The sequence below is a fragment of the Nocardia sp. NPDC004278 genome (assembly GCF_053602975.1).
In genome coordinates, this window is sequence record NZ_JBSGEQ010000020.1 from 154598 (window position 1) to 176310 (window position 21713).

General features: G+C 63.9%; 27 protein-coding genes and 3 pseudogenes. 17 read left to right on the forward strand and 13 right to left on the reverse strand.

The genetic code is table 11. The features are described from left to right. Window position 1 precedes the first annotated feature (1 nt). The 6 genes and pseudogenes from ACWEO2_RS27735 to ACWEO2_RS27760 all read left to right on the forward strand — a co-directional run. Window positions 2–212, forward strand: a pseudogene (locus ACWEO2_RS27735) (IS1380 family transposase); the annotation flags it as partial. Window positions 213–336: 124 nt separating this feature from the next. Beyond that, entirely contained in the window at window positions 337–1773 is a 1437-nt protein-coding gene (locus ACWEO2_RS27740) for a CYTH and CHAD domain-containing protein (protein WP_452408000.1), read from the forward strand. A gap of 58 nt (window positions 1774–1831) precedes the next feature. Beyond that, complete coding sequence (locus tag ACWEO2_RS27745; protein ID WP_406238639.1) at window positions 1832–2218, forward strand: gas vesicle protein; 387 nt, start codon at window positions 1832–1834, stop codon at window positions 2216–2218. Continuing rightward, complete coding sequence (locus ACWEO2_RS27750) at window positions 2215–3009, forward strand: GvpL/GvpF family gas vesicle protein (RefSeq protein WP_452408001.1); 795 nt, start codon at window positions 2215–2217, stop codon at window positions 3007–3009. Before ACWEO2_RS27745 ends, ACWEO2_RS27750 begins: the two co-directional genes overlap by 4 nt. After that, complete coding sequence (locus tag ACWEO2_RS27755) at window positions 3006–3233, forward strand: gas vesicle protein (protein ID WP_452408002.1); 228 nt, start codon at window positions 3006–3008, stop codon at window positions 3231–3233. Before ACWEO2_RS27750 ends, ACWEO2_RS27755 begins: the two co-directional genes overlap by 4 nt. Then, complete coding sequence (locus ACWEO2_RS27760) at window positions 3226–3531, forward strand: gas vesicle protein K (protein ID WP_452408003.1); 306 nt, start codon at window positions 3226–3228, stop codon at window positions 3529–3531. The genes ACWEO2_RS27755 and ACWEO2_RS27760 overlap by 8 nt, the downstream gene beginning before the upstream one ends. A gap of 25 nt (window positions 3532–3556) precedes the next feature. Here the strand turns inward: ACWEO2_RS27760 and ACWEO2_RS27765 are convergent, their stop codons facing one another. Continuing rightward, window positions 3557–4396, reverse strand: coding sequence for a DUF1206 domain-containing protein (locus ACWEO2_RS27765; RefSeq protein WP_452408021.1), 840 nt, complete (start codon window positions 4394–4396; stop codon window positions 3557–3559). 156 nt (window positions 4397–4552) lie between these two features. Between ACWEO2_RS27765 and ACWEO2_RS27770 the strand changes: the two genes are divergently transcribed. Next, window positions 4553–4714 carry a hypothetical protein gene (locus ACWEO2_RS27770; protein ID WP_452408004.1) on the forward strand — a complete coding sequence of 54 codons (162 nt, stop codon included), beginning with the start codon at window positions 4553–4555 and terminating at the stop codon, window positions 4712–4714. Window positions 4715–4907: 193 nt separating this feature from the next. On the opposite strand, the gene ACWEO2_RS27775 is transcribed toward ACWEO2_RS27770, so the two are convergent. Both ACWEO2_RS27775 and ACWEO2_RS27780 read right to left on the reverse strand, forming a co-directional pair. After that, the gene (locus ACWEO2_RS27775; RefSeq protein WP_452408022.1) at window positions 4908–5081 is read right to left on the reverse strand and encodes a CsbD family protein; all 174 of its coding nucleotides are present in this window, start codon (window positions 5079–5081) and stop codon (window positions 4908–4910) included. 175 nt (window positions 5082–5256) lie between these two features. Further along, on the reverse strand, window positions 5257–6129 hold the full coding sequence (locus ACWEO2_RS27780) for an aldo/keto reductase family oxidoreductase (RefSeq protein WP_452408005.1): 873 nt from the start codon (window positions 6127–6129) through the stop codon (window positions 5257–5259). Window positions 6130–6262: 133 nt separating this feature from the next. On the opposite strand from ACWEO2_RS27780, the gene ACWEO2_RS27785 reads away from it, so the two are divergent. Then, complete coding sequence (locus ACWEO2_RS27785) at window positions 6263–6700, forward strand: winged helix-turn-helix transcriptional regulator (protein WP_452408023.1); 438 nt, start codon at window positions 6263–6265, stop codon at window positions 6698–6700. Window positions 6701–7317: 617 nt separating this feature from the next. Next, window positions 7318–7716 (forward strand): hypothetical protein, encoded by a 399-nt coding sequence (locus tag ACWEO2_RS27790; protein WP_452408006.1) that lies wholly within the window; start codon window positions 7318–7320, stop codon window positions 7714–7716. 475 nt (window positions 7717–8191) lie between these two features. Here ACWEO2_RS27790 and ACWEO2_RS27795 read toward each other — a convergent pair whose 3' ends face one another. Further along, window positions 8192–8347: a DUF6131 family protein gene (locus tag ACWEO2_RS27795; protein ID WP_085998611.1), complete on the reverse strand. Its 156-nt coding sequence runs from the start codon at window positions 8345–8347 to the stop codon at window positions 8192–8194. Between the two features lie 913 nt (window positions 8348–9260). Here ACWEO2_RS27795 and ACWEO2_RS27800 point away from each other — a divergent pair. Beyond that, the gene (locus ACWEO2_RS27800) at window positions 9261–9590 is read left to right on the forward strand and encodes a plasmid stabilization protein (protein WP_452408007.1); all 330 of its coding nucleotides are present in this window, start codon (window positions 9261–9263) and stop codon (window positions 9588–9590) included. A gap of 29 nt (window positions 9591–9619) precedes the next feature. Continuing rightward, window positions 9620–10828 carry an AI-2E family transporter gene (locus ACWEO2_RS27805; RefSeq protein WP_452408008.1) on the forward strand — a complete coding sequence of 403 codons (1209 nt, stop codon included), beginning with the start codon at window positions 9620–9622 and terminating at the stop codon, window positions 10826–10828. Between the two features lie 48 nt (window positions 10829–10876). Here the strand turns inward: ACWEO2_RS27805 and ACWEO2_RS27810 are convergent. The 4 genes and pseudogenes from ACWEO2_RS27810 to ACWEO2_RS27825 form a co-directional block, all read right to left on the reverse strand. Beyond that, window positions 10877–11804, reverse strand: a pseudogene (locus tag ACWEO2_RS27810) (IS5 family transposase). Further along, window positions 11759–12298 (reverse strand): hypothetical protein, encoded by a 540-nt coding sequence (locus ACWEO2_RS27815; RefSeq protein WP_452408009.1) that lies wholly within the window; start codon window positions 12296–12298, stop codon window positions 11759–11761. The pseudogene ACWEO2_RS27810 and the gene ACWEO2_RS27815 overlap by 46 nt, the downstream one beginning before the upstream one ends. A gap of 296 nt (window positions 12299–12594) precedes the next feature. After that, window positions 12595–12981, reverse strand: coding sequence for a hypothetical protein (locus ACWEO2_RS27820; RefSeq protein ID WP_452408010.1), 387 nt, complete (start codon window positions 12979–12981; stop codon window positions 12595–12597). Between the two features lie 67 nt (window positions 12982–13048). Then, window positions 13049–13327 (reverse strand): hypothetical protein, encoded by a 279-nt coding sequence (locus ACWEO2_RS27825; protein ID WP_452408011.1) that lies wholly within the window; start codon window positions 13325–13327, stop codon window positions 13049–13051. A 192-nt stretch (window positions 13328–13519) separates the two neighbouring features. On the opposite strand from ACWEO2_RS27825, the gene ACWEO2_RS27830 reads away from it, so the two are divergent. From ACWEO2_RS27830 to ACWEO2_RS27840, 3 genes and pseudogenes are all read left to right on the forward strand, one after another. Then, window positions 13520–14002 carry a hypothetical protein gene (locus ACWEO2_RS27830; RefSeq protein ID WP_452408012.1) on the forward strand — a complete coding sequence of 161 codons (483 nt, stop codon included), beginning with the start codon at window positions 13520–13522 and terminating at the stop codon, window positions 14000–14002. 665 nt (window positions 14003–14667) lie between these two features. Beyond that, window positions 14668–14787 (forward strand): annotated as a pseudogene (locus ACWEO2_RS27835) (hypothetical protein); the annotation flags it as partial. Window positions 14788–15055: 268 nt separating this feature from the next. Continuing rightward, entirely contained in the window at window positions 15056–15535 is a 480-nt protein-coding gene (locus ACWEO2_RS27840) for a hypothetical protein (protein WP_452408013.1), read from the forward strand. Between the two features lie 3 nt (window positions 15536–15538). On the opposite strand, the gene ACWEO2_RS27845 is transcribed toward ACWEO2_RS27840, so the two are convergent. Both ACWEO2_RS27845 and ACWEO2_RS27850 read right to left on the reverse strand, forming a co-directional pair. Further along, complete coding sequence (locus tag ACWEO2_RS27845) at window positions 15539–17347, reverse strand: tetratricopeptide repeat protein (protein WP_452408014.1); 1809 nt, start codon at window positions 17345–17347, stop codon at window positions 15539–15541. Window positions 17348–17397: 50 nt separating this feature from the next. Continuing rightward, on the reverse strand, window positions 17398–17919 hold the full coding sequence (locus ACWEO2_RS27850; protein WP_452408015.1) for a hypothetical protein: 522 nt from the start codon (window positions 17917–17919) through the stop codon (window positions 17398–17400). Window positions 17920–18014: 95 nt separating this feature from the next. Here ACWEO2_RS27850 and ACWEO2_RS27855 point away from each other — a divergent pair, with 95 nt between their 5' ends. Together ACWEO2_RS27855 and ACWEO2_RS27860 are read left to right on the forward strand one after the other, a co-directional pair. Beyond that, complete coding sequence (locus ACWEO2_RS27855) at window positions 18015–18326, forward strand: DDE-type integrase/transposase/recombinase (RefSeq protein WP_452408016.1); 312 nt, start codon at window positions 18015–18017, stop codon at window positions 18324–18326. Window positions 18327–18916: 590 nt separating this feature from the next. Beyond that, window positions 18917–19261 carry a group II intron maturase-specific domain-containing protein gene (locus tag ACWEO2_RS27860; protein WP_452408024.1) on the forward strand — a complete coding sequence of 115 codons (345 nt, stop codon included), beginning with the start codon at window positions 18917–18919 and terminating at the stop codon, window positions 19259–19261. Between the two features lie 222 nt (window positions 19262–19483). On the opposite strand, the gene ACWEO2_RS27865 is transcribed toward ACWEO2_RS27860, so the two are convergent. The 3 genes from ACWEO2_RS27865 to ACWEO2_RS27875 all read right to left on the reverse strand — a co-directional run bounded on the left by ACWEO2_RS27865 (window position 19484) and on the right by ACWEO2_RS27875 (window position 21154). Then, the gene (locus ACWEO2_RS27865) at window positions 19484–19714 is read right to left on the reverse strand and encodes a hypothetical protein (RefSeq protein ID WP_452408017.1); all 231 of its coding nucleotides are present in this window, start codon (window positions 19712–19714) and stop codon (window positions 19484–19486) included. Between the two features lie 371 nt (window positions 19715–20085). Then, complete coding sequence (locus ACWEO2_RS27870; protein WP_452408018.1) at window positions 20086–20766, reverse strand: hypothetical protein; 681 nt, start codon at window positions 20764–20766, stop codon at window positions 20086–20088. 34 nt (window positions 20767–20800) lie between these two features. Beyond that, window positions 20801–21154 carry a helix-turn-helix domain-containing protein gene (locus ACWEO2_RS27875; protein ID WP_452408019.1) on the reverse strand — a complete coding sequence of 118 codons (354 nt, stop codon included), beginning with the start codon at window positions 21152–21154 and terminating at the stop codon, window positions 20801–20803. A 257-nt stretch (window positions 21155–21411) separates the two neighbouring features. Here ACWEO2_RS27875 and ACWEO2_RS27880 point away from each other — a divergent pair, with 257 nt between their 5' ends. After that, window positions 21412–21684, forward strand: coding sequence for a hypothetical protein (locus ACWEO2_RS27880; RefSeq protein WP_452408020.1), 273 nt, complete (start codon window positions 21412–21414; stop codon window positions 21682–21684). Window positions 21685–21713: the final 29 nt, after the last annotated feature.

A 21713-nucleotide genomic window follows, 5' to 3' on the forward strand; every position in this document is an offset into this window, starting at 1 on the left:
CGCGTGGACACCGGTGAAGTATCCGGGCGCGGTTCGCGATCCCGACAGCGGTGGCTTAGATCTCTGATGCCGAGGTCGCCGAAATCGCATACACCGCTTTCGCTTCCACCAAAGACCGCACCACCGCGCGGCTGATCGTGCACCGCGTCAAAGAGGCTCGCTACCCCGACACGCTGTTCGCGATCTGGCGGTATCTCCCGCTCTTCACCTCAGCGGCAGCGGCAGACGAGCAAGATCGATTTACGCGAGCGTGGTAGTGAATCGAACGGGATCGCTGGCAAGAGCACCACATCCCCTTCCCTGTTTGACGCGCGGTTTGCTGGGAACGCGGTAACGGTGGAGGACGTACTCGAACGTGAGAGCAAATGGGAGGTCGACCGGGACTTCACCCTTCCGAGGCTCGACGACCTGGTGGCGAACAGCCGCATCGAGGAGGTGCCGGTCGAGCTGACCAGCACCTATTTCGATACCGCCGAGCGAGATCTGTTCGCCCATGACCTGACGTTGCGTCGCCGTGAGGGTGAGGACGAATCCGGCTGGCAGTTGAAGGTCCCCCACTCACGGGGTCGTGTCGAAGTAACCGCCCGGCTGTCGGACGAGCTGCCGCACGAACTCGCCGAGATCGTCAACGGCGCCGCGTTGGGTAGGCCGTTGAATGCGGTCGCCAGGGTTCATACATTGCGCCGCCGTCACCGCATCCTCGGTTCAGGCGGCGAACTGATCGTCGAGATCGATGACGACATCGTGGACTCGACCGCAGCTGACCGGCCTGCGGAACTGCTCGCCTGGCGTGAGATCGAGGTCGAACTCGGCCCACACACCGACAAAGTCCCGACGATATTGCGGGACCGGCTCGTCGAAGCAGGAGCGCGCGAGTCGAGCTATCCCTCCAAGCTGTCTCATGCGCTGCCGGAGCGATTCGGACCGGCCGACGCCCGCTCCCGGGCCGCACGTGCCTTGCACGAATACATGACCACACAGATCGACCTGATCTTCGCGGGTGACGTCGGGTTACGCCGAGGCGAGGAACCGATCCACGACACCCGCGTCGCGACGCGGCGACTCCGCTCCACGTTGCGCGTATTCGGCAAGCTGCTGGACCACGCCGCGATCGGCGAGATCGACAACGAGCTGAGATGGTACGCAGCGCTTCTCGGCGACATACGCGATTGCCACGTCCAACGCCGTCGCCTCGACGATGAACTCAACGCGCTACCACCCGAACTCGTCTTGGGTCCGGTCGCCGCGCGGATCGACTCGACGCTACTGGCCCGGCAGTTGCCGAGCCGCAATGCTCTCGCCGAGGCAATGAACTCGCCCCGCTACCTGCAACTGCTCGCGACCCTGCAGACATGGAAATCGCAGCCGCCGTTCGAGCGACGGATCCGTCGGCGCCAACTGGTGAAACAGGCCCGGCGAGCTGCGGGCAAAGCCGACCGCCGGTTGATGACCGCATTGCACAACCACCGACACGAATCGATGCACCGCGCGCGCAAAGCCGCCAAACGCGCACGTTACGCCGCCGAACTGCACAAGCCCGTTCGAAAGCCCACACGCGCAAGGTCGAACATCAAGTACTACAAGAAGATTCAGCGCCTGCTCGGCGACTACAACGACAGCGTCGTGTCGGCCGAATTCCTGTGGCGAACCGCGACAGCAGCAGGCACGGCAAGCGACGAGAACGGTTTCACCTACGGCCTGTTGTACGCGAACGAGATGCACGCCACCGAAGCCGCGGGCCAGAGTGTCGCGGAAGTTGTCGCAGGCGAATAGGCAGCGCTTACGGGGGATCAGCCTGGGCCTGTGTCTCATTCGGTGGAAGGGCGCCGCGATGACGGTGGTCGGCGGCGGATCGTCGGTCCCGCAGCCCTACGGGGGCGGGCATCAGTCCACGAACCTCGCCGACATCCTGGAGCGGGTCCTCGACAAGGGCCTGGTGATCGCGGGCGACATCCAGGTGAACCTGCTCGACATCGAACTGCTCACGATCAAACTGCGGTTGGTGATCGCGTCCTTGGAGACGGCCAAGGCGGTCGGCATCGACTGGTGGGAGACCGACCCCTGGCTCAACAGCAAGGCCCGCACGCTGGAACGGCAGGATCGGGATCTGGAACTGGAAAACCGGGAGCTTCGGGACCGGATTGCCCAACTGGAGGCGACAAACGAACGCCGCCAACTCATCGAGCGCGGCCGCGAGCCGAAGGAAGAACGATCGTGACCGGTGGTCTCGGGGTCTGGCTGTACGCGGTGTCGTCCAGCTGCGGCGACGCGGCGGAACTGAGCGAGCTGACCGGAGTCGCGGGCGAGTCGGTTCGGACGGTGGTCTCGGCCGATCTGACGGCAGTCGTCGGCTCGGTGCCGCTAGCGGTTTTCGGGGAGCAACCACTACGCGAGCACTTGGAGGATCTCGACTGGTTGGAGGCGACAGCCCGTACGCACGACGCCGTTGTGTCGGCCGTGGTGCGTCGACGCCCCGCCGTCCCGCTACGATTGGCCACGGTCTTCAGCGACGACAACCGGGTGCGCGAGCTGCTCGACGAGCGGCGGGCGGACTTCGGTGCGGCCCTCACCCTGGTGAGTGGGCGCACCGAGTGGGGCGTAAAAGGCTACGGCGATCGCGCTACCCTGACCGCTGCCGTGGCCGCGGCCCGGGCCGCGAACTCAGGCAGCGCGACGGGGGCAGGGACCGCGTATCTGGCCCGGCGTCGCGCGCAACTGTCCGCGCAGGAGACCGTGGAACGCGATGCGGCAGAGCGCGCCGAGGAGATCCATACGCGCTTGGTTCACCAAGCCGCGGCGGGACGACGTCAGGCGCTGACCGATCCAGCCGTGAGTGGCCGCCGGGACTGGATGGTGCTCAACGGGACCTACCTTGTGGACAACGATTGCACCGACGACTTCACCGCGGCCGTGACGATGCTCGACGCCGAATTCCCCGGCATCCGGCTCGAACTCACCGGCCCGTGGCCGCCATATTCGTTCGCAGGCGTGGAACGAGAGCCGGGATGAGCCAGGTCGTCCGCAATGTCGACGACGAGCGCCGTGTCGCGCTGGTCGACCTGCTGGATCGGGTGCTGGCCGGAGGGGTGGTCATCTCCGGCGACATCAAACTCGCCATCGCCGACGTCGACTTGGTCCAGATCTCGTTACGAGCCCTCATCTCCTCGATCAGCACCCTGTACGCGCCGGTCGGGTCCGCGCCGCACGATGCGCTGGAACCAGCCGATGACTGAATTCGGCGGCATCCCACCGCGAATCGACACCGATCCCGAATCCGTCGAGCGCGGGCTGGTCACCCTCGTCCTCACCCTGGTGGAGTTACTGCGGCAACTGATGGAGCGACAAGCATTACGCCGCGTAGACGCGGGCGACCTCAGCGACACCCAGATCGAACGCATCGGCACCACCCTGATGCTGCTCGAACAACGCATGGACGAACTACGCGACCACTTCGGCCTCACCCCTGAAGACCTCAACATCGACCTCGGCCCCCTCGGTCCCCTTCTCCCGCGTGACTCGACCGACCGCTGACGCGGTCTCGGCGCGGCGTTACCGACTACATCTTGGTGTACCGGGCCATAGCGAAGCTGTAGAGGCCGTAGGTGATGATGCCCAGGCCGGACACTATGAGCAGGACCGCTCCGTAGGGTTGAGCTCCAACGGTTTTGAAGGCGCCGTCGAGTCCGGCGGCTTTGTCCGGCTCGGATCGACTCACGGCGAGGATCACCAGCAACCCGACCGCGGCGATGGCCAGCCCTTTCGCGATGTATCCGACCGTGCCCAACCTTCGCACCAAATCGCTGGTGGTGCCCTCGAGGTCCTCGAGGAAGTTCTGGCGCACTCCTTTGTAGACGTGGTAGCCGCCGATCGCGATGATGATCAGCCCGCCTGCGATGAGGGTGATCGTGCCGGTGGTGGTGTGCATCATGCGAGCGGTGATCCCCGTGCTCTGGTCGCTGCTGGACTGGCCACGGCCGCGGGCGAATCCGAGCGCGGAGAGGGCGAAAGCGAAATAGGCCACCGCCAGCCCAGCCGCCTTGATGCGATCGAATGCTTTGGATTTCTTACTGTCGGCGTCGGGTTTGGACGAGCTGCCGAGTGCCGCTTCGGCGAGCCGCCACAGCGCCATCAACAGGAAAGCGGCGACGCACCCCCAGAGGGCGGCGACGCCACCCGGCTTGGCGGCCAGTTCCGTCATGGCCCCGGATTGGTCGGCGGTGCCGGCGGTGCCGCCGAGGGCGATCCGGATGGCGATGTAGCCGATGATCAGGTGCACGATGCCGCTCACGACGAAGCCGGCGCGGGCGGATCGCTCGAAGACACTGTTCTGGGCTACCCGGCCCACGACCGAGGCCGAGTTGTTGTACGACGCCGACGATGATCCGCCAGTCGACATCGAGGACGGCTTGTTGTCGGGCATGGTGCTTGCCTCATATTAGTGGTGGTGAAAGGTCCGCCAGGGTTGCGATGAGCGGTGTGGGGAGCGCGGTCCCAAGACCGACCTCTGGCTGGGCCCGTCGTCCCGGGAACCCGCCCGACATCGGTTCGCTATGTGGATTCGCCGCGCTGTGGCTTTGCCTTCCATGGTGGCGGTAGATGGGGGCCGGATCAGCACGGACGTCTGATTGTCGGTGCGCTGCTCGCCTTCCCGGTGGCTGCCGCGGTGCTGCTGATCATCAGTGAGACGGTGTTGCGTTCACTGGATGGGCGTTAGCTATCTGTCGGCTCGATGTGGGCGTGGACCGGTCTGCCTGGAGTTTCATGCGGGTCGGGATCGGAGTTCGGCAGGAGCACGAGGTAGGCGCGTTGCTGGCCGGTGTGCTGGTGGTGGATGCGGGACCGATTCTTCGGGCGGATGGCCTCGCGGGACCACCCGCCCGTAGTCGACGCTGCTGACGAGCGTCGAGTCAGTCGCGAAAGGCGTCCTTGACCTTCTCGCCTGCATCCTTGAGGTTGGACTTGGTCTGGTCGGCCTTGCCCTCGGTCTGCTTACCCTTGTCGCCGGTGGCCTCGCCGAACTTCTCCTTGGCCTTACCGGCCAGTTCCTCTGCCTTGTTCTTTGCCTTATCGACAGCGCCCATGATCGCGGCCCCTTTGTTCTGTTCGAAGGTGCCGGCCTGCTGGCTCCAGCCGGTCTTCTGACGGATAACCCGCATTCGGACAGCCAAACAAAGGAGGTCAGGTCAGCGCTGGAGCGACCCGGACCAGGACTAGCGTCATTCACGTCAGACGCTGCTTCCTGACGCCTCCGTGGGGTCAGCGGCCGATGCTGTCCAGTTCGGCCATGTCCTCGTCGGAGAGGCAGAGACCGGCGCCGGCGATGTTCTCGCGCAGATGCGCCGTCGATGATGTGCCGGGGATGAGCAGGATGTTCGGGGAGCGCTGCAGTAGCCAGGCCAGTGCGACGGACATCGGAGCTGCCCCCAGTCGGTCGGCGACTCCAGAGAGCGCCGCGGACTGTAGCGGCGTGAAGCCCCCGAGGGGGAAGAACGGTACGTAGGCGATATCGTCGCCGGCGAGTCGGTCGATGAGGTCGTCGTCGTAGCGGTGGGCGAGGTTGTACATGTTCTGCACGCACACGATCTGGGCGATGCTCTGGGCCTCGGTGACCTGCTCGGTGGTGACGTTGCTGACCCCGAGGTGGCGGATCAGACCTTCCTGCTGCAGGTCGACGAGCGTTCCGAGCGCCTCGGCGAGGGAGCCGGGCTGGGGGCCTTCGGCATCGCCCATACGCATGTTGACCAGGTCGAGTACCTCGACACCGAGGGACTGGAGGGTCTCGTGGACCTGCTTGCGCAGGTCTTCGGGTCGCCGGGCTGTGGGCCAGCCACCCTGCGCGTCGCGGTTCGCCCCCACCTTGGTGGCGATGAACAACGATCCCGGATAGGGCTGCAGGGCTTCGCGGATCAGCTCGTTGGTGACCTGTGGCCCGTAAGCGACACTGGTGTCGATGTGGGTGATCCCGGCCTCGACTGCCTCGCGCAGCACCGCCAGGGCACCGTCGTGGTCGGCGGGCGGCCCCATGACCCACGGGCCCGCGAGCTGCATCGCGCCGTAGCCGAAGCGGGTGACGGTCGAGTCGCCCAGAGCCCAGGTGCCACCGGGAAGTGAAGTGGAGGATGCGTTCATCGTGGTTGGTTCTGCTTCCTGATCAGGCGGTGGCGCGTGTCGCCACCTCGGACCATCATTGGGGAGTTACTTCCCATCCGGAAGTAGGCACTCCAAGGTGCGTAACCCACTCTCAGGAATAGGTGTGATCAGGTTGGGGACGACAAACGCCGCTCAGAGACGAGCGCAGGCCAAGGTGGAGTACAACGCGTTCTTGGCGGCATGCCCTAGTCGCCAACTGCTCGACCGGATCTCGGACAAGTGGGTTGTGCTCGTTTTGTGCGCGCTCGGGGGCGACGCTTCCGACCAGCCTGGTACGGCGGGCGTTGCGAGGGCGATGCGCTACTCCGAGATTTCGCGATTGCTGGCGGGAGTCAGCCAGAAGATGTTGACCCAGACATTGCGGTCGCTGGAACGTGATGGCCTGATCACCCGCACCGTGACACCAACCGTCCCCGTCACCGTCACCTACAAGATGACCGACCTCGGCCACTCTCTCCATGACATGACCCGCGGACTCAGATCGTGGGCGCAGAGCCACATGGACGAGGTCCTCACACACTGCGCTACCTACGACGCTCGCGTCCCGTAACCAATACCTCGAACCGTCAGATGCCACGACAGCCTCGATTGTGAAGAGCCGTTTTACCGGCGCACCCTGCGCGGCGAATTACTGCGCACTGTTCACGAACGAATCTTTCATGCTGAACGGTATTTCGATCATGGCACAGCATCAAATGCGACACGTGCCTGCGTTGGAGGGCGACCGCCTGGTCGGCATTGTCGCCCAAGCCTGACATCGCCACCGCCCTCGACGACGCCGAGTCGGGCAATATGGTGGAAGTTGTCTCGACCGTTTTCTGATCTGGCTCAATCAGTGTGCGGGTGGGTGTAATTCGGAAGGCCGAGTACGCCGACCGAATTTCCGCGATCATCACCGTGGGCAGGACATTTTTCTGCTATGCGGTGAAGAAGCCGTTCAGGTCGGGTCCGGTGCTGGACATACATTCATCGACGCCGGCGTCGATATATCGCTGTATCTGGTGTCGACGCCGCTGCGGGTCGGGCCCAGCCGCGAAGTGCGCGCGGATATCGCGTGATATCAGCGACAAGATACGGATCAGCCTTGGCCTTCGATCAGTTATTTTCCCAGTTCGGGGTGGTTGAGTGGCGTTAGGGTGGAGGGGGGTGAGTGCGAGGAGTCGGAAGATGAGCACCACCGTTGTGATCGTGATCATTGTCGTCGTTGGGGTCATTTTGCTTGTGGCCGGTGTGTGGTTGTCGATGCGCAAACGGCGCGAACACCGCCGGGCTGAAGCTGGGCGTATCCGCGACCGTGCGGCGGAGCGGGAGTTCGAGGTCGGTCAGCGGGAGGCGCGGGCAGAGGAGACCGCTGCGAGGAGTCGAGCGGCAAAGGCGGAAGGTGAGGTGAAGGCGGCGCAGGCCGAGCAGCTTGCCCAGCAGGCGCACGTGGATCGCGGCGAGGCGGCGGATTCGCGAAGTGAGTTGGACAAGGAGTGGGAGCGCGCGGATAAGGTCGATCCGGATTCGAAGTCAGATGAAACGAAGCGGGGGTCTGACTCTGAGCAGGCGCCGCACCGTCCTTGACGTTAATCCCGTGGTGTCCCTGGCTGTTCGGGGCTCGGAACATCGGCGCCACGGAAGCGGCTCTGACCACTAGATTGCGTTCTGCGGCCGGGGCGGTTTCAGAAGGCATGTCGGATTTGTGCAGGATTGGCCCCACCTCTGCGGGAGTAAGTGATCGGCGTGGACAGCCGCCGCGAAGTCAGCTGACAAACGCTGCCGTCGATAGGGGTCGGTTGTGCGTTCGAGGGCGCTGCAGAGAATGTGATTCTGGTTGCGGCAAAAGAATTCCGGCCAGAAACATGCTCTCGCGGTGTGTGCCGAGTTGGCGGTGCTGGTGCGAGCGGGGTAGGCCGTGCATGATCATTCGACGGTGTTGCCGAGTTGGTGGATGACATGGGGCGAGTTCTGGACCGGGTTGACTACCGCCGATGCCGAGTGTGCTGAGACGACAGCGGTGACGTGGCGACCGGATCAGAACGCGAACTCGATCCTGGGGTCAGTAGTAATGGCGTCGGCCGCCGACGGCGCGGCCCATCGACCCCAATAGCAGTAATACGAGCCCGATGACGAGCACCACGATTCCGATCGTCCAGAGGATCGGGATACTAAAGATGAATCCAACAATAAGAAGGATGACTCCGAGAACGATCATGACTACCTGATTTCGCTACTGTGCTCGAAGGGCTCCGAGAAACCCTCCGGTACTTCTATGATCGATCGGGTGCGCAATGCCAGCATTGCTCACTGCGCCCACCCAACCACGGTCATGGGAACACAGGCAGCGATGCGCAACCCGATGTCCTGCGTATTCCAGTAGACGCCTGAGGATCAGGGATGTACACCCCTGGTTATCGAAGTTGCGACTCGGCAGTTTTGCGGCAGTGCGTTCGGGCAAGTATGCAACGGATAGAGATCGGTTGGCTATTCGTGCAGTAGTCGATGTGGTCGGCGCGGATCACGAACATTTCTTCTTCGCATCGAATCGGGAGAAATCAATCCGACGCGCTCGAGCCATTCGGTCGTCGCAGTACCGGCCAGAATGGAAGCATCTGTCTGCCGACTAGGGCGGTCGTCAAATCCGCTGCCGCATAATCGATCCACTGTCATCTTCCCACTCGCCAGCGCCGAGTCGACGATCAGTGTGATCCCGTTGGGGCCAACACTTCCGGCAGCATCGAACACGACGCAGTCCGGAGTCGATTTATTATCAATATTCCCGCTGTTCGATAACTAGAACCGAGACAAATCCACAATCGCGCCGGAAATCTCACCACGCGGCTACGGAAGAAATGCGAGAGTCGCCACCGATCGCAGACGCCACTTGCGGGTACCCGCTCCCAGCGCTTCTAGCATTCGACATACAACGCGATCAACCGCAACGGTTCGCTTGTCGAACCGACCGACAGTTGCTGGGCAACACAAAATCGGCAACGGCGACAGGCCCATTCGTGGGAGTTGCGCGGCTCGTCGCCCATGACACGTCTGACCATGTGTGGGAACCGAGCAAGGAGTGCCGATGTTTCGGCGGCTGGGTGGGGGTATTCGCGGCACAGGAGGTGATGGACATGCCGAAGGCATGGTCGGACAAGCGAGAGCGGCAGTTCGAGCACATCAAGGATGCGGAGAACGAGCAGGGTGTGTCCAGCCGGCGGGCGGAGGAGATCGCGGCGCGCACGGTGAACAAGAACCGTGCCCAGTCCGGGGAAGCCGCGACCGCCAGTCGGTCCTCGGTGCAGGACATGTCGCCGCAGCGGCGTGGCGGTCTGCGGTCAGGCACCAATCGCCGGAAGGGACCGACCCGTGATCAGCTGTACAACGAGGCGAAGAAGCGCAAGATCGAGGGTCGCTCGAAGATGTCCAAGGGCCAACTAGCGCGAGCCCTGGGCCGCGACTGATCGGGTCGCAACCCCGGGGACCCACCCAGATGAACGAAGACACCGATCGAGGTCGAACCGAGGACCGCCACGCCCCCGACGTGGCGGAGCGGGGCCACCCTGACCTGGTCGCGCAGCCGCACACCGCCGACGAAGGTGGGCCGATCATTTCCGCGGAGGCGGCGGCAGCGCGGGCCAGCACAACGCAGAACCCGCTGGGCAAGCCCGGGCGACGATTCGATCCACGGTCGCCGTTCATGGTCGGCATGGCGGGGGCGGCCGGAGTCGCGGTGACCTATGGCGCGATCCAGGCGGTGATCGCCGCCAGTCAAGTGCTGGTCTTGATCATCGTCGCGCTGTTTCTGGCGATAGGTCTGGAACCTGTCGTGTCGTGGCTGGTTCGGCCATGGTTTCCGCGATGGGCCGCCGTGATCGCGGTGTTCGTGGTCGCGATCGGCTTACTGGCCGGGTTCCTCGCGGCCGCGATACCTCCGCTGGTCACCCAGGGCAGCGCGCTGGTCCACAATGCTCCGGACTATGTCGACCATCTTGCGCAACGCTATCCGCTCATCGACACGCTCAACACTCACTTCCATCTGCAGGATCGGGCCCGGCAAGGGCTCGGGTCAGATCCCGCCAAACTGGCCGGTGGTGTCCTCGGCGCCGGCCGCCTCGTGTTCAGCATCGTCAGCGGAACGGTGATCGTCGCGGTGCTGACCGGCTATTTCATGGCCAATTTCGCACAGGTTCGCGCTTCGATATACCGGCTGTTTCCGCGCTCGCGCCGACCGCGGGCGATCCTGATCGGCGATGAGATCTTCGTGAAGGTCGGCGGCTACATCCTTGGGAATTTGGCCATTTCGGTGATAACCGCGGTGCTGACCTTCATTTGGCTGCTGATCTTCGATGTGCCCTACGCGCTGTTGCTGGGTGTCCTGGTCGGCGTCCTGGACTTGATACCGGTGGTGGGTTCCACCCTGGCCGGGATCATCGTGGCCCTGGTCGCGCTCACCGTGTCCCTGCCCGTCACTGTGGCCACCATCATCTTCTTCATCGTCCTGCGGTTGTTCGAGGACTATCTACTCGTGCCCAGAATCATTGGCAGAACGGTCCGTGTACCACCGGTCGTGACGGTGGTGGCGGTTCTGCTCGGTGGCGCGTTGCTCGGGATCGTCGGTGCGCTGCTCGCCATCCCGGTCGCTGCCGCGGTGCTGCTGATCATCGACGAAACGGTGTTGCCGTCTCTGGATGAGCGGTAGCTATCGCGCCGTTTGCCGGTCGCCGACCCGGTAGTGCTGGTTCATGGATCATGCTCGAGCTCCGCTATTGGAGGCGCTAGGTCGTGTCGCCCAATGATTGAGCCATTCGACGATCAGGGCCAGGACGAATCCGGCGCGGTAGGTGATCGCGAGCTTGTCATAGCGCGTGGCGACCGCGCGCCAGTGCTTGGCTCGGTTGAAGGCGCGTTCGACAACGTTGCGACGTTTGTAGGTCTCGGTGTCGAAGCTCGGCGCCCGACCGCCGTGTCGGCCCTTGCGTTTCCGGTTGGCGACCTGGTCGGAGCGTTCCGGGATGACGGCCTGGATGCGTTTGCGCCGCAACAGGGTTCGATTCGACGCAGCGGAGTAGGCCCGGTCGGCGATCACCACGTCCGGGTTGCGGCGCGGCGGCCCGCCTCCCAGGCGCGGCACCACCACCGCGTCGAGCAGCGGTGGCAGCGGCGGCGAGTCGCCTGCTTGCCCCGGCGTGACCAGCACGGCCAGGCCGCGACCCGCGCCGTCGGCAGCCAGGTGCACCTTGGTGGTCAAGCCGCCGCGGGAACGCCCGATCGCATGGTCTGCCGGTTCATAGCCCGGTCACCGAGTCGCCGCGCGCGCCGGCGCCGTGCTGGTGCGCCCGCACGATCGTCGAGTCGATCGAGACCACCCAATCCAGGTCGCCGGTGCTATCGGCCAACGCGACCAACGCGGTCAGCACCCGATCCCAGGTGCCGTCGGCGGCATAGCGGCGATGCCGTTTCCGCACCGTCTGCCACGGCCCGAAATGCTCGGGCAAATCCCGCCACGGCAGGCTGGTGCGCAGCCGACACAACATCCCCTCCACGACCAAGCGGTTGTTGGCGAAGTTACGGCCCACGTGCCCTTCGGATTTCGGCAGCAGCAACTCCAACAGTTCCCACTGCTTGTCGGTCAGAACCCGGTATCGATCACCGATCGCGGTCGCCACGGCGGCCATAATGCACGATCAGCCCCGAACGTGTGGCCGATCGATCCACAGCATTGGGAGACAGAACCTAGCACCACGATCACGGGATCGCTTGCCGCGGTCACTCGCTGGGTAACCGGCCGCGGAGCGATCGGCATCGCCACGACAGGGCCGGCGGTTGCCGCGCCCAGCTGGATCTGAACGCGAAAGGCGCCCAGTGGCAAACAGTTCCATACGCTGCTCCGATCTGGACCCCGAATCCGGATGCGGTGTGCTGCAGTGTTCTGCGCCAGGTGCCGCTCGACTTCATCGGTCCGGTCTCCCCCGACGAGCATGGAGATATCGCGGCCCTGCGCTGTTAGAAGAATGTCGGTTTGAGCCCAGAATTGCGGCCACCAAGCTTGTGCCGGGATCTGATTGATACCCAACGCGGCACCATGCAGATACTCGTTTCGACCGCCTGCGATCTTGGATGCCTCATCCGCACTGAAAGGCCGGAATACGCGTCGACAGGAAAGCAGCATTGAGCTTCACCATCGAGATCTCGGAAGTTGATGTGGGACCTCGGCCGTCTGAGAGGCATCCAATCTCCTTATGCAAGTCCGTGTCTCAGCCATGCATCGCCCTCCGAACTAGAGTGCCGCACCGACAGGTCTGCTGCCTGAGTTCGGGGTCCCTCTTGTTGCCGAAGATCGATTTCAAGACGGTCCCGATGACGGGTGATCGGGTATCCGAGCGCTTGGATATCTTGAACGATTCATGCCCCGTGGGTGTGGATACCCTCGAGCCGGTGCGGCAAAGCGCCGGAATCATCGGTGCGTCAGCCAGCGTCGCCGGATCTGCCTTTGCTGCTGGTGGTTTGGCCGAAAAAGAACCCCAAGATCAGCAGGAATGCACTTGACACGATTTCGGGTACGGCGGTGTGCGTGAACATAGCAATGAGCAGGGCCACGCCGATCACGACCAGGAGAAGCCCGCCGATCAAAACTGCGGCGGGCTCACGGTCGAGCATCGATCTCCGCATCTCCCACCTGCGCTTCTGAAGCTCGATCTTTCGAACCGCTCTGGCGTCTTCGTCGCCTGCGGCTTTGATCTTGGCGTCCAGCTCCTCCTGCCGCCGTTGGACTTCTGTCACCAGGTGTGAAAGCTCCTGCCGCACCTGCGGGTCCTCGACCTTCGCTTCGACTGCCCCCTTGATCTCGGCCATCTCCTCCTGCCTGACCAGTCGGACATAGTCCTCCAGGAGGGCGGCTTGCTTGGCTCGAAGGATGTGGCTAACGACATCGCGCACCGTTGAATGGGTTTTCCAACCTGTGCACATCGCCGGCAACGGCCATTGCCGTTTGAAGCCCACCGCCCGCCAGGTCTGCGATCAAGTCATGGGCCGCATCGAGCACGATCTTCGCTTCTGTTGCGTCCGTCGATCTTCGGTCGAAGTCGACTTCACGGGATTGTTGGAAATGATCGAGGATTTCGGAGACGACCGCGCGCTCAGACTTCGGCAACGCCTCGATCATCTGGTCCGCCACGTGCTTCCTGTAATCGATCGGCACGCCGTCCGAGGGTACAGATATAGCTAGCTGGTCTGGGGCATCTTCGCGACGCAATTACTAGCGGAGATGGGTCAGCTGGACGGCTCCGCGCAGGCATCCGTCGGACTGAATGCCTTTGCAGCTGGCGGGGTTTCGAGTATGTTGGCCCGAGGTCGCGGGTAGTGGTCATCATGAGTGGGGAGGATCAGTCGGATGGATCCGGTGACGTTGATTGCAGCGGCGGTCGCCGCTGGAGCAGCCGCAGGAGCCGGGGAAACGGCCAAACGGGCGGTTGCGGACTGCTACGTCGCTTTGAAGGGCCTGATCAGTCGCCAATACGGGGTTGTCGATGCGGAAGTGATCGGGGTGGAGAGCGAGCCCGAGGAACCGCTACGACGCCAGTTACTGGCCAGGCAGCTGGAAAAGGCCGGTGCCGGACAGGACCTCGAGGTGCGCGCGGCGGCGGAGGAACTGCTGCGGGTGATCGCGATCCAGGCACCAGATGCTGCATATGCGGTAGGTGTGAAGCTCAGCCGGGTCGAGGCGAGTGGACAGATTGAGATCACTGATATCGCCGTCACGGCCGATGGTGGCATGGGTGTAGAGGCTAGAGACGTCACGGCCGCGGCAATCCGGATCAGCGGGGTGCAGGTCGGACGAGTCGGGGCGTCGGACCCCACGCAGGCGCCCCGGTAGCCCCCGACCCGGTCGCGCCCCTAAATCTGTGGGAAGCCCCGACCCGCTTTACCAGTGCCGATCCCGAATACTGGTCAGGGTCGTTGTCCTTGGTGGATGTGAGTGCTGGACGAGATCTCATTGTCGATCTGGGTTCGCGTGCACAGGCTGAGCAGGTCGGTTCAGGCTGGGCAGGATTGGCCGCCGTGCTCGATGCCGAGGGCAAATTGCCCAAAGTGTGCGAGGTGGATGCATACCAGCTAGGTGCAGCACCAAATCAATTCGGGCCGACTCGTGACCAACCAGGGCGCGACCCTTACGTGCCACGCACCGCCGACAACGTGGACACGCGGTTGGCTGCGGCGTTGGGAGGTTCGGCGATGGTGGTCCTGACCGGATGGTCGATGGTCGGCAAGACCCGAACATCGTGGCGGCGTACCTGCCCGCGCCCGGCGAGACCGCACTGGAGCTGACCAACCAGTTTCCCGGATCCACTCTGCCCGCCGCCCTCGATCCGGTCCCGTCCACCAATCCAGACGGCAGCACCGGCACAGCAGGCTTGCGAGCCCAGCAAGGCGCTGTTGCGCCCCGCGCTGCTCTACCGCGAGGCCGCGCGCTTTCCCGGTGTCGGGGAAGCACTGACGGGACCCATCGACGCTGCCGCGGTGCTGAAGCATCGCGAGATCCCCCTCGATCGGCTCTGGCACGCGGTGCCGTCGTTCCCCACCATCAGCGAAGTCTGGCTCCGATTGCTGGAAACCTGTCGCGACCAACAGAATTCGCCTACGGCAGGAGAAAGCGGATGATCACCTACGATCGGCTTTACGTCGGCGGTTCATGGACCGAACCAAGGTAAATCCACCCTGTTGCGATTTATCGCAGGAGTCCTGACACCGACGACCGGACGTATTGAAACCACCGCAGAAGTCGGCTAACTGCCTCATACACTCGCCCTCGGCCGCGATACCACGATCGCTGAATTGCTCGGTATCGCAGGCAAACTCGCGGCCCTACACTCGATCGAATCCGGTGACACCGGGGAAGCGCACTTCGAGACGGGGCTCGGCGGGCGCCTTGCGCACCACCCTGGACGCGAAGGTGCTCGCTGCCCAGCAGGCTTTGGACGCTGCAGCGGACCGGGTCCGCCGGGAGGAGCACATCCATCTCGAACTGCCGGATCCCAACGTGCCGCGCAGCCGCTGCTTCGCGGAACTGCGCGACGGCGACCGCAGCATCGTCATCCAGGGCCCGGAGCGCGTCGCCCTGGTCGGGCGCAACGGTATGGGCAAGTCGACCTTGATCGAGGCCGGGCCCGGCGGTGTGAGTGCCGATAGCGTCGAGACCGGCCGTTCGACACTGCTGCCGCGCAGCAGGAGCCGGCCAGCTGATTGCGGATCGTGCCCGGCGAATTCGGTGGCGTCGTCATCACCGGGGCGGGGGTTGCCCCTGCCGCAGCGGGATGGCCACCGCAGCGAGTTGCCAGGCGGCGGGGCGTACAGGTCGAACAGGAACGGGCAGCGAGCGGAGTCGGTTGGTCGTCCTCGCTGGTGCTGAAGGCTAACCGGGCGTGGATGTGGGGCTGTCGGAGTCCGGCCTCGGCTTCAATCTACGTCGGGCCGCCCAGTATTCGGCCCACGCCCATGCCGCCGGAAGTGTCAGCGCGCTCTGCGGTCTGCCCGCTGGGTGTTCTGTGGCGTCGGTGGCGCACCCGACCGGTGCTTCGGGCGGCTTCTTGTTGAGCAGGACCTGGAGATTGAATTCGGCCGACGTATGACCGCGGGCGGCTGCGCGGCGGTACCAGATCTCCGCCTCCGCCAGTTCGTCCCGCTTACCCAGCAGGACACCGAGATTGAACATGGCGGACAGGTCACCAGCCGCGGCGGCGTGACGGTACCAAGTCTCGGCTTCCTGCGCTTCTCCGCGTTTTCGAAGCAGGACACCGAGATTGGACATTGCGCTGAGATCTCCGGCTTCGGCGCACCGGCGCCACCAGGTCTCGGCGCCGTGCGTGTCGCCGCGCTCGTGCAGCAGAACGCCGAGGTTGAACATGGCGGACAGATCGCCAGCGTCGGCGGCGCGTCGACACCATGCTTCGGCCTCGTGCGTGTCGCCGCGCTCGTACAGTAGGACTCCGAGGTTGAATATCGCGTTCAGATCACCGGCCTCGGCGGCGCGGCGGCAAAGTTTCTCCACGACCGATGCCCGGCCCCGGAAGAACGCAGTCAAGCCTGCGGAAACCAGCACATCGACGTCGGCGTCCTCGGTGGCCAAGTGCCAGAAATCGGTAGGGATAGGGCGTGGGGAGCGGTGCTGACCGTCGTCTGCCGCGACGAGGTAATCGAACGGCCGGTATGCGCGGGAGCGGTCGGGGAGGCGATCGGTGAGCAGGAGCGCGACGTGCCCGACACTCGGGGAGGGAGTGCGGGCGGCGACGATCGCGTCCTGCACCTGATCGGTACCGACCTCGAGCTCGGGGTACTGCTCCTCGGCGATCGCCATGGCGAGTTCGGCTAGGACGGGTTCGGGGATCGGGTCCGTGCGCCCGACGCGGACCCAGTCCACGGCGACTTGGATCACGGTGTGCAGCACGGGATTCCGGTAGCGGGAATCGTCGTAGTGCTTCAGCAGTTCGGGTGCGCCGGCGAGGACTTCGGCGAGTCCGTACCGGTCCAGGTTCAGCGACGGGTAGGCGGCCGCGGCATCGGCGTGCTCGATGAGACTGTTGCTGGTCGAGGACAGATCGATCTGGATGGCCTGCTGCAGCACCACCCGCGTGTCGTGTGCGAGATCCTCACTGCCATAGTGCAATCGGTCGCGAGCTTCGCACCGCAGCGTAGCGACCACGACGGTCGGTGCCGCGCGCGCGGTGAGGCGGCTGAGTGTCAACGGCGTCAGCGGCCGACTGGTCGTGACGAACCTGTCCAGGTTGTCCAGCCAGACCACGATCTGCTCCGGGCAGTCGACGAACTCCGCGCAGGCCGGTATCTGAGCGAGCGACTCGGGGGTGGGCACCAGGACCCTGGCCGTGGGCAGCGCCTTGCTGACGGCTTCGAACAGGCTGCGTGTCTTGCCTGCCTTCGACGGGCCGACCACCACCGTGAGGCGGTCACCGGACAACGCCGCGGCCAAGCGGATATCGACCGCGTTGTGGGTGCGCGGCACATACGGGTCGGCACCACCGAACCGGCCGGGTTCGCCGAAGCGCGACGGTGTGGCCCCCAGCATGTAGGGATCCAACTCGGTGATCAGCGGGAGTCCGCCCCCCGCTCCCCGCCGCTCCACCAGCTCGACGAGGGGTGCCTCAGTGACCACCGGCGAGGCGCCCGCGAACCGATAGGTGGTGATGAAGTCCCCGCCGACCGTCACCCCAGTCGCGGAAACAGGCGCCATGATTGTGGGCGCAGCGGGATACCCGGTTACCGCCGCGCCTGCGAAGGGTGTGGCGGCTCCTGCGCACCGGCCCGGAGCCCTTCGATCTTCAGTGTTCCGGACACTGTTGTGTCCGTGGCGATCACACCGCTTCCGCTACTCTCGATGTCGGTGATCTTCAGTTCACCGGCTCGGACCCGGGTCAACGTCACACCCACGGCCTGGGCGGCCTGTGGCGAGTGCTCCTCGATCAACTGTAGGAGATGATGCGCCGCCGTCAGCAACTCCTGATCGTCCGCGGCGCCTGCCCGCGCCAATTCCTCGGCGAGCACCACTCGCCGCGAACCGGCTTCCGGCCGTGCCTCCACCACACCCACGTCCACCGAGCGATACCGGCGGGTGATCAATCCGCGTAGCGCTTGATAGGAGTCGAGCACTCCCTGTTTCGCGGTATCGGTCAAGCCCGCGGTGGCACCCGCCGCTACCGCGGCCGCCACCAATGCCACCGGATCCACCCCGCCGAACCTCCCGCACTCGGACTCGCCTTCGCCGCCTCCTGCAGCGGCCACGAACAACCTAGCTACAAACAAGGCACGACGGAAGCCGTTCCGCGGCAAAAGAAGTGAGACACGGTCGAACAAAAGGGACCCGAGCGTCCAGTTGGGTGAGCGAGCTGGTTTGCACACGGCGGAACGAGCCCGCGACATCAGGTGACACGGAATGCAGGGTCGAAGCTGACGCACCGAAAGTGGTGTGGGCGTCGGACTTCCAGTTCGACTCGACTGTCGACGGCAAGGCGGCGAAGATCGCATCGATGATCGACGAGCACACGCGCGAGTCGCTTCTACACCTGGTGGAACGCTCGATCACCGCTGAGCGGCTCGTGACCGGACTGGAGAAGGTGTTTCTTGCCCTGGGGGGACCACCCGAAGTGCTGCGTGTGGACAACCGGTCCGGAGATGATTTCTATTGCTGATCAGGGCCGCCGCTGGTGAGCTAGACGCTCTTGCCGACGGCGGTCCCTTCGAAGAGGCTCTTGCTCACACGGTGGATCCGAAGTCGGCCATTTATATGGCGGCGGAGCGGGCAAGACTGTCGTTGGAGAGGATTGGCCTGTCGTCTAAACATGAGCCGGGCATGATGACGCTGCTTGGCGATTTGTGGCTGGACGCATTTATAGTCGGAGCTTGCTACGAGAAAGGCCGTGCGGCTAGGGAATCCAAAGGATCCGTTAGATCCTAGATCTGGGAATTCATGGGTTCTACATACACCAACGGCACCCTTGCCGGGAAGACGGTGAAGGGCTGCCCAGCGGTCATCCGATACGCCAACAACCTTCTCGCACTGTGTTTATTCATGCGAGCAGGGGCCGAACAGGTCAAACAACAGCTGGCGGATTGGCTGGTCCCCGGGGGCTCTTCTGCAACGAGGACAACCCGCATCACCGACCTCGCCGACGGGGTGGATTTCCTGGGATTCAACATCCACCGCTACCCGAACGGGAAGTTGGTGACCACGCCGAGCAACGCCGCGCTGCGGCGCATCCGGCTACGACTGTCCACCGAGATGAAGCGGCGGCGCGACTCCAACGCCGACGCGGTGACTGCCACTCTCAATCCGATCATCACCGGATGGGCGGCCTACCACCGGATCGGAGATTCCAAACGGGCGTTCGCTGCGCTGGACGCCCACGTCTGGCGGCTGGTCTGCAAATGGGCCAGATTCCGTCACTCGAACAAACCGATGTATTGGGTCAAGCCCGCTATTTCGGCGCGTTCAGCCCCGCCTGAGCGGACACGTGGGTGTTCGGCAGCCACGACAGTGGCTTCTACCTGCGCAAATTCGCTTGGACACCGATCGTCCGACACCGGATGGTCGCAGGCACGGCGCCTCCGGACGACCCTGCCCTGACCGACTACTGGACCGAGCGGCGTCGCCGCCGCACACCCCCTTGCCTACGCGCTCAACAACGAGTCGTCTTTGTGGACCAGTCCGCGCGCCCGTAGGTCAGCGCCGTCAGCGGTCCGGCGTCGCCGAAATTCGGCCTACTCGTGCAAGTAGCTCAGGCCCCCAACGGCTTTCGAACATGGCAAGTTCAGCACCACTAGGAGGATGATGCGACCTGAAGATGTATCACATGCTTCCACGACGCATAGGACCTCGCCCCTCGACCTGCTCATCCCACTTCTTGAAATCTAGTGGCAGTGCCTCCCAGCGCCTCTCGAGTTCAGCGGCGAAACGCTCAGCTTCTTGAATCACCTGCGGCAGCCGGTCGTCGGGTAACTCCGTCACGCGCTGCAATTGGTCGTCATCAACGTCGAGCCTGACACCTAGCGCCTCCGCCAGCTTCCCGAGCCACCCCATATCAGATCTCTACTTGCGCGGTCGCGCGACAGGGTTCCGCCCTTGAAGGAGCAGGCTTGCCGGGTTCTGAGGCACTGATTGCCATGCTGACTCCCCCCTGAGAGATGAGCGATTCTAACGATCATCCGGTGTCGCGTCGCGGGCCGTCAACCATCAGCCTGGAGCTCGGGTGTGTCGCAAATGCGACGAGCGCCTGCCCGTACCTACGTTCCCCGTAGCGAACCAGGCGATGAGGAACCTCGTCGGCAAACTGTGGCTGCCGGACCGTTTGTCGAGCACGGCACGTTACGGAAGTCGGCGAAGCCAGCGAGGTGGATAGTCGCTCACCCCGGTGATCACCACGTTGGTTACGGTGATTACGTAACTGGTACCTACAGCCCGGCAATCGCCAAACCTATGAAGGCGGGAACCCACCAGGCCAGCTCGAGGTTCTCGACGTTCTGTAACGGCATATGCAGCACGACGGCGTTGAGCACCAGTGACACCGCGAGCCCGATCGCGCAGGCTGCGGTGGCAAACAGCCCCCATGCCGCGCGTCGCAGCCGGGGTCGAAGATCTTTGCGTTGCAACGCCTTCCAAGTAGTTATCAGCGTGGCTAGCCATGCCACTGCCATGAGGCCGGCGTAGGTGAGGGTGAAGATTCGGCTGGACAAGTCTGGGAGTCCAAGGGGGTCACCCGCCACCATCTTACTAGCGTCCCCGGCGAGCCAGGAGATGACGAGCACTGCGGAAGTGAGCAACCAGGCGGCTGCGTTGTACAACGTGAACCGCGGAGTGCCGGCGATGATGCTGAGTGCAACGGTCGCGTATATGCAGTAGGCACCTACCATCAGCAGGACCGCGATCAGGATTGCCGTTGCGCTGCCGATGACTTGAAGAGACCAGCGGTCGATGTATTCGTCGACCGGCGGCGCACCGATGATCAAGGCAGCGCAGACAACCCCGAAAGCCGCAGTGAACGGCCGCGATTCGCGGCGCGAACGCCACCAGCGCAGTCGATACGCCATCACGGCCACCATCACGGCAGCCAGCACGTCGGCTACAACCATCATCTCGGTGATTGTAGGGACGATGTGTGACACGGAGTCACTCCAGACCCATCATTCGACCGTAGGTTCTTGCCGCCCGTTCGGATATCTCCTCGCGGCCGTCGAGCGGCTCGGGTGCAAGATGTGCAGTCTCCTCGAGGGATCGCTTCGCCTCGTTGATGATGCCGACCGCCGTCGTGTCGAGAGCATGCGCGATTGCTTCCAGGCGCCCGACGTCCGGTAAGGTCTCGCCCTTCTCGATCCGGTCGTAGGTGGCACGGGGCAGGTCGGCTTTCGTATAGACCTGCTCCCTAGTCATCTTTCGTTTACGACGACGAATCCGGATGGCTCGAGCCACCGCCGCATTGAGTCTGTCTCGCTCTGCGGCGTTCAGTGCGTCCGCTGTCGCCATCGGACCAGGGTATCTGCGGCGGCAACCCTCACCTACCGAAGCGGTGCGATCGGCCAAAGTTTCTTCGGGTAGTGCATAGTATACCTGGGAAGATAGGGTATTGCGGTACTCATAAGTGAGTATTATCCTCGCTCTGGTGCCTCGGGTTGCAACGGCGCAATCCGAGGCCTTTGCGGCACAAGGGAATACGTGTCGGGAGTGTGTCGCGCAACGCGATGAGGGCACATTGTGGGGTGCGAGAGTGGACAACAACACGAGTGAAATCACCGGAGCAGTTCCTGATCGGACCGTCGGTCTGGGGTGCCGTCACGGGCACGTATCTCGCCTGGCCGGAGATTCCGGCAGTGGTCAGGATGCCGCCACCCAAGGCGATTTCCGGGATAGCGCTCGTCCAAAACCTGTGCTCGGCGCCGACCTCGCCGCGGGATCAACAAGGTGCCCGGCGCCTGGGAGACGCCAGAGAACGATTCCGTTTCCAGGACAGCAGTTCCGAGTGGTGCACCGATCTGAGCCTGCTGGTGTGGTTATAAAGGTGCACCACTAGGAACTTCAGCCAAAC

Coding starts and splice junctions, on each gene's coding strand:
- ACWEO2_RS27875 (WP_452408019.1), bottom strand. CDS start 21,154: ATGGCGACAGCGGACGCACTGAACGCCGCAGAGCGAGACAGACTCAAT.
- ACWEO2_RS27745 (WP_406238639.1), top strand. CDS start 1,832: ATGACGGTGGTCGGCGGCGGATCGTCGGTCCCGCAGCCCTACGGGGGC.
- ACWEO2_RS27795 (WP_085998611.1), bottom strand. CDS start 8,347: ATGATCGTTCTCGGAGTCATCCTTCTTATTGTTGGATTCATCTTTAGT.
- ACWEO2_RS27765 (WP_452408021.1), bottom strand. CDS start 4,396: ATGTCGACTGGCGGATCATCGTCGGCGTCGTACAACAACTCGGCCTCG.
- ACWEO2_RS27865 (WP_452408017.1), bottom strand. CDS start 19,714: ATGGGGTGGCTCGGGAAGCTGGCGGAGGCGCTAGGTGTCAGGCTCGAC.
- ACWEO2_RS27755 (WP_452408002.1), top strand. CDS start 3,006: ATGAGCCAGGTCGTCCGCAATGTCGACGACGAGCGCCGTGTCGCGCTG.
- ACWEO2_RS27780 (WP_452408005.1), bottom strand. CDS start 6,129: ATGAACGCATCCTCCACTTCACTTCCCGGTGGCACCTGGGCTCTGGGC.
- ACWEO2_RS27800 (WP_452408007.1), top strand. CDS start 9,261: ATGCCGAAGGCATGGTCGGACAAGCGAGAGCGGCAGTTCGAGCACATC.
- ACWEO2_RS27775 (WP_452408022.1), bottom strand. CDS start 5,081: ATGGGCGCTGTCGATAAGGCAAAGAACAAGGCAGAGGAACTGGCCGGT.
- ACWEO2_RS27760 (WP_452408003.1), top strand. CDS start 3,226: ATGACTGAATTCGGCGGCATCCCACCGCGAATCGACACCGATCCCGAA.
- ACWEO2_RS27790 (WP_452408006.1), top strand. CDS start 7,318: ATGAGCACCACCGTTGTGATCGTGATCATTGTCGTCGTTGGGGTCATT.
- ACWEO2_RS27870 (WP_452408018.1), bottom strand. CDS start 20,766: ATGATGGTTGTAGCCGACGTGCTGGCTGCCGTGATGGTGGCCGTGATG.
- ACWEO2_RS27830 (WP_452408012.1), top strand. CDS start 13,520: ATGGATCCGGTGACGTTGATTGCAGCGGCGGTCGCCGCTGGAGCAGCC.
- ACWEO2_RS27860 (WP_452408024.1), top strand. CDS start 18,917: ATGAAGCGGCGGCGCGACTCCAACGCCGACGCGGTGACTGCCACTCTC.
- ACWEO2_RS27815 (WP_452408009.1), bottom strand. CDS start 12,298: ATGCTGCTTTCCTGTCGACGCGTATTCCGGCCTTTCAGTGCGGATGAG.
- ACWEO2_RS27820 (WP_452408010.1), bottom strand. CDS start 12,981: ATGGCCGAGATCAAGGGGGCAGTCGAAGCGAAGGTCGAGGACCCGCAG.
- ACWEO2_RS27805 (WP_452408008.1), top strand. CDS start 9,620: ATGAACGAAGACACCGATCGAGGTCGAACCGAGGACCGCCACGCCCCC.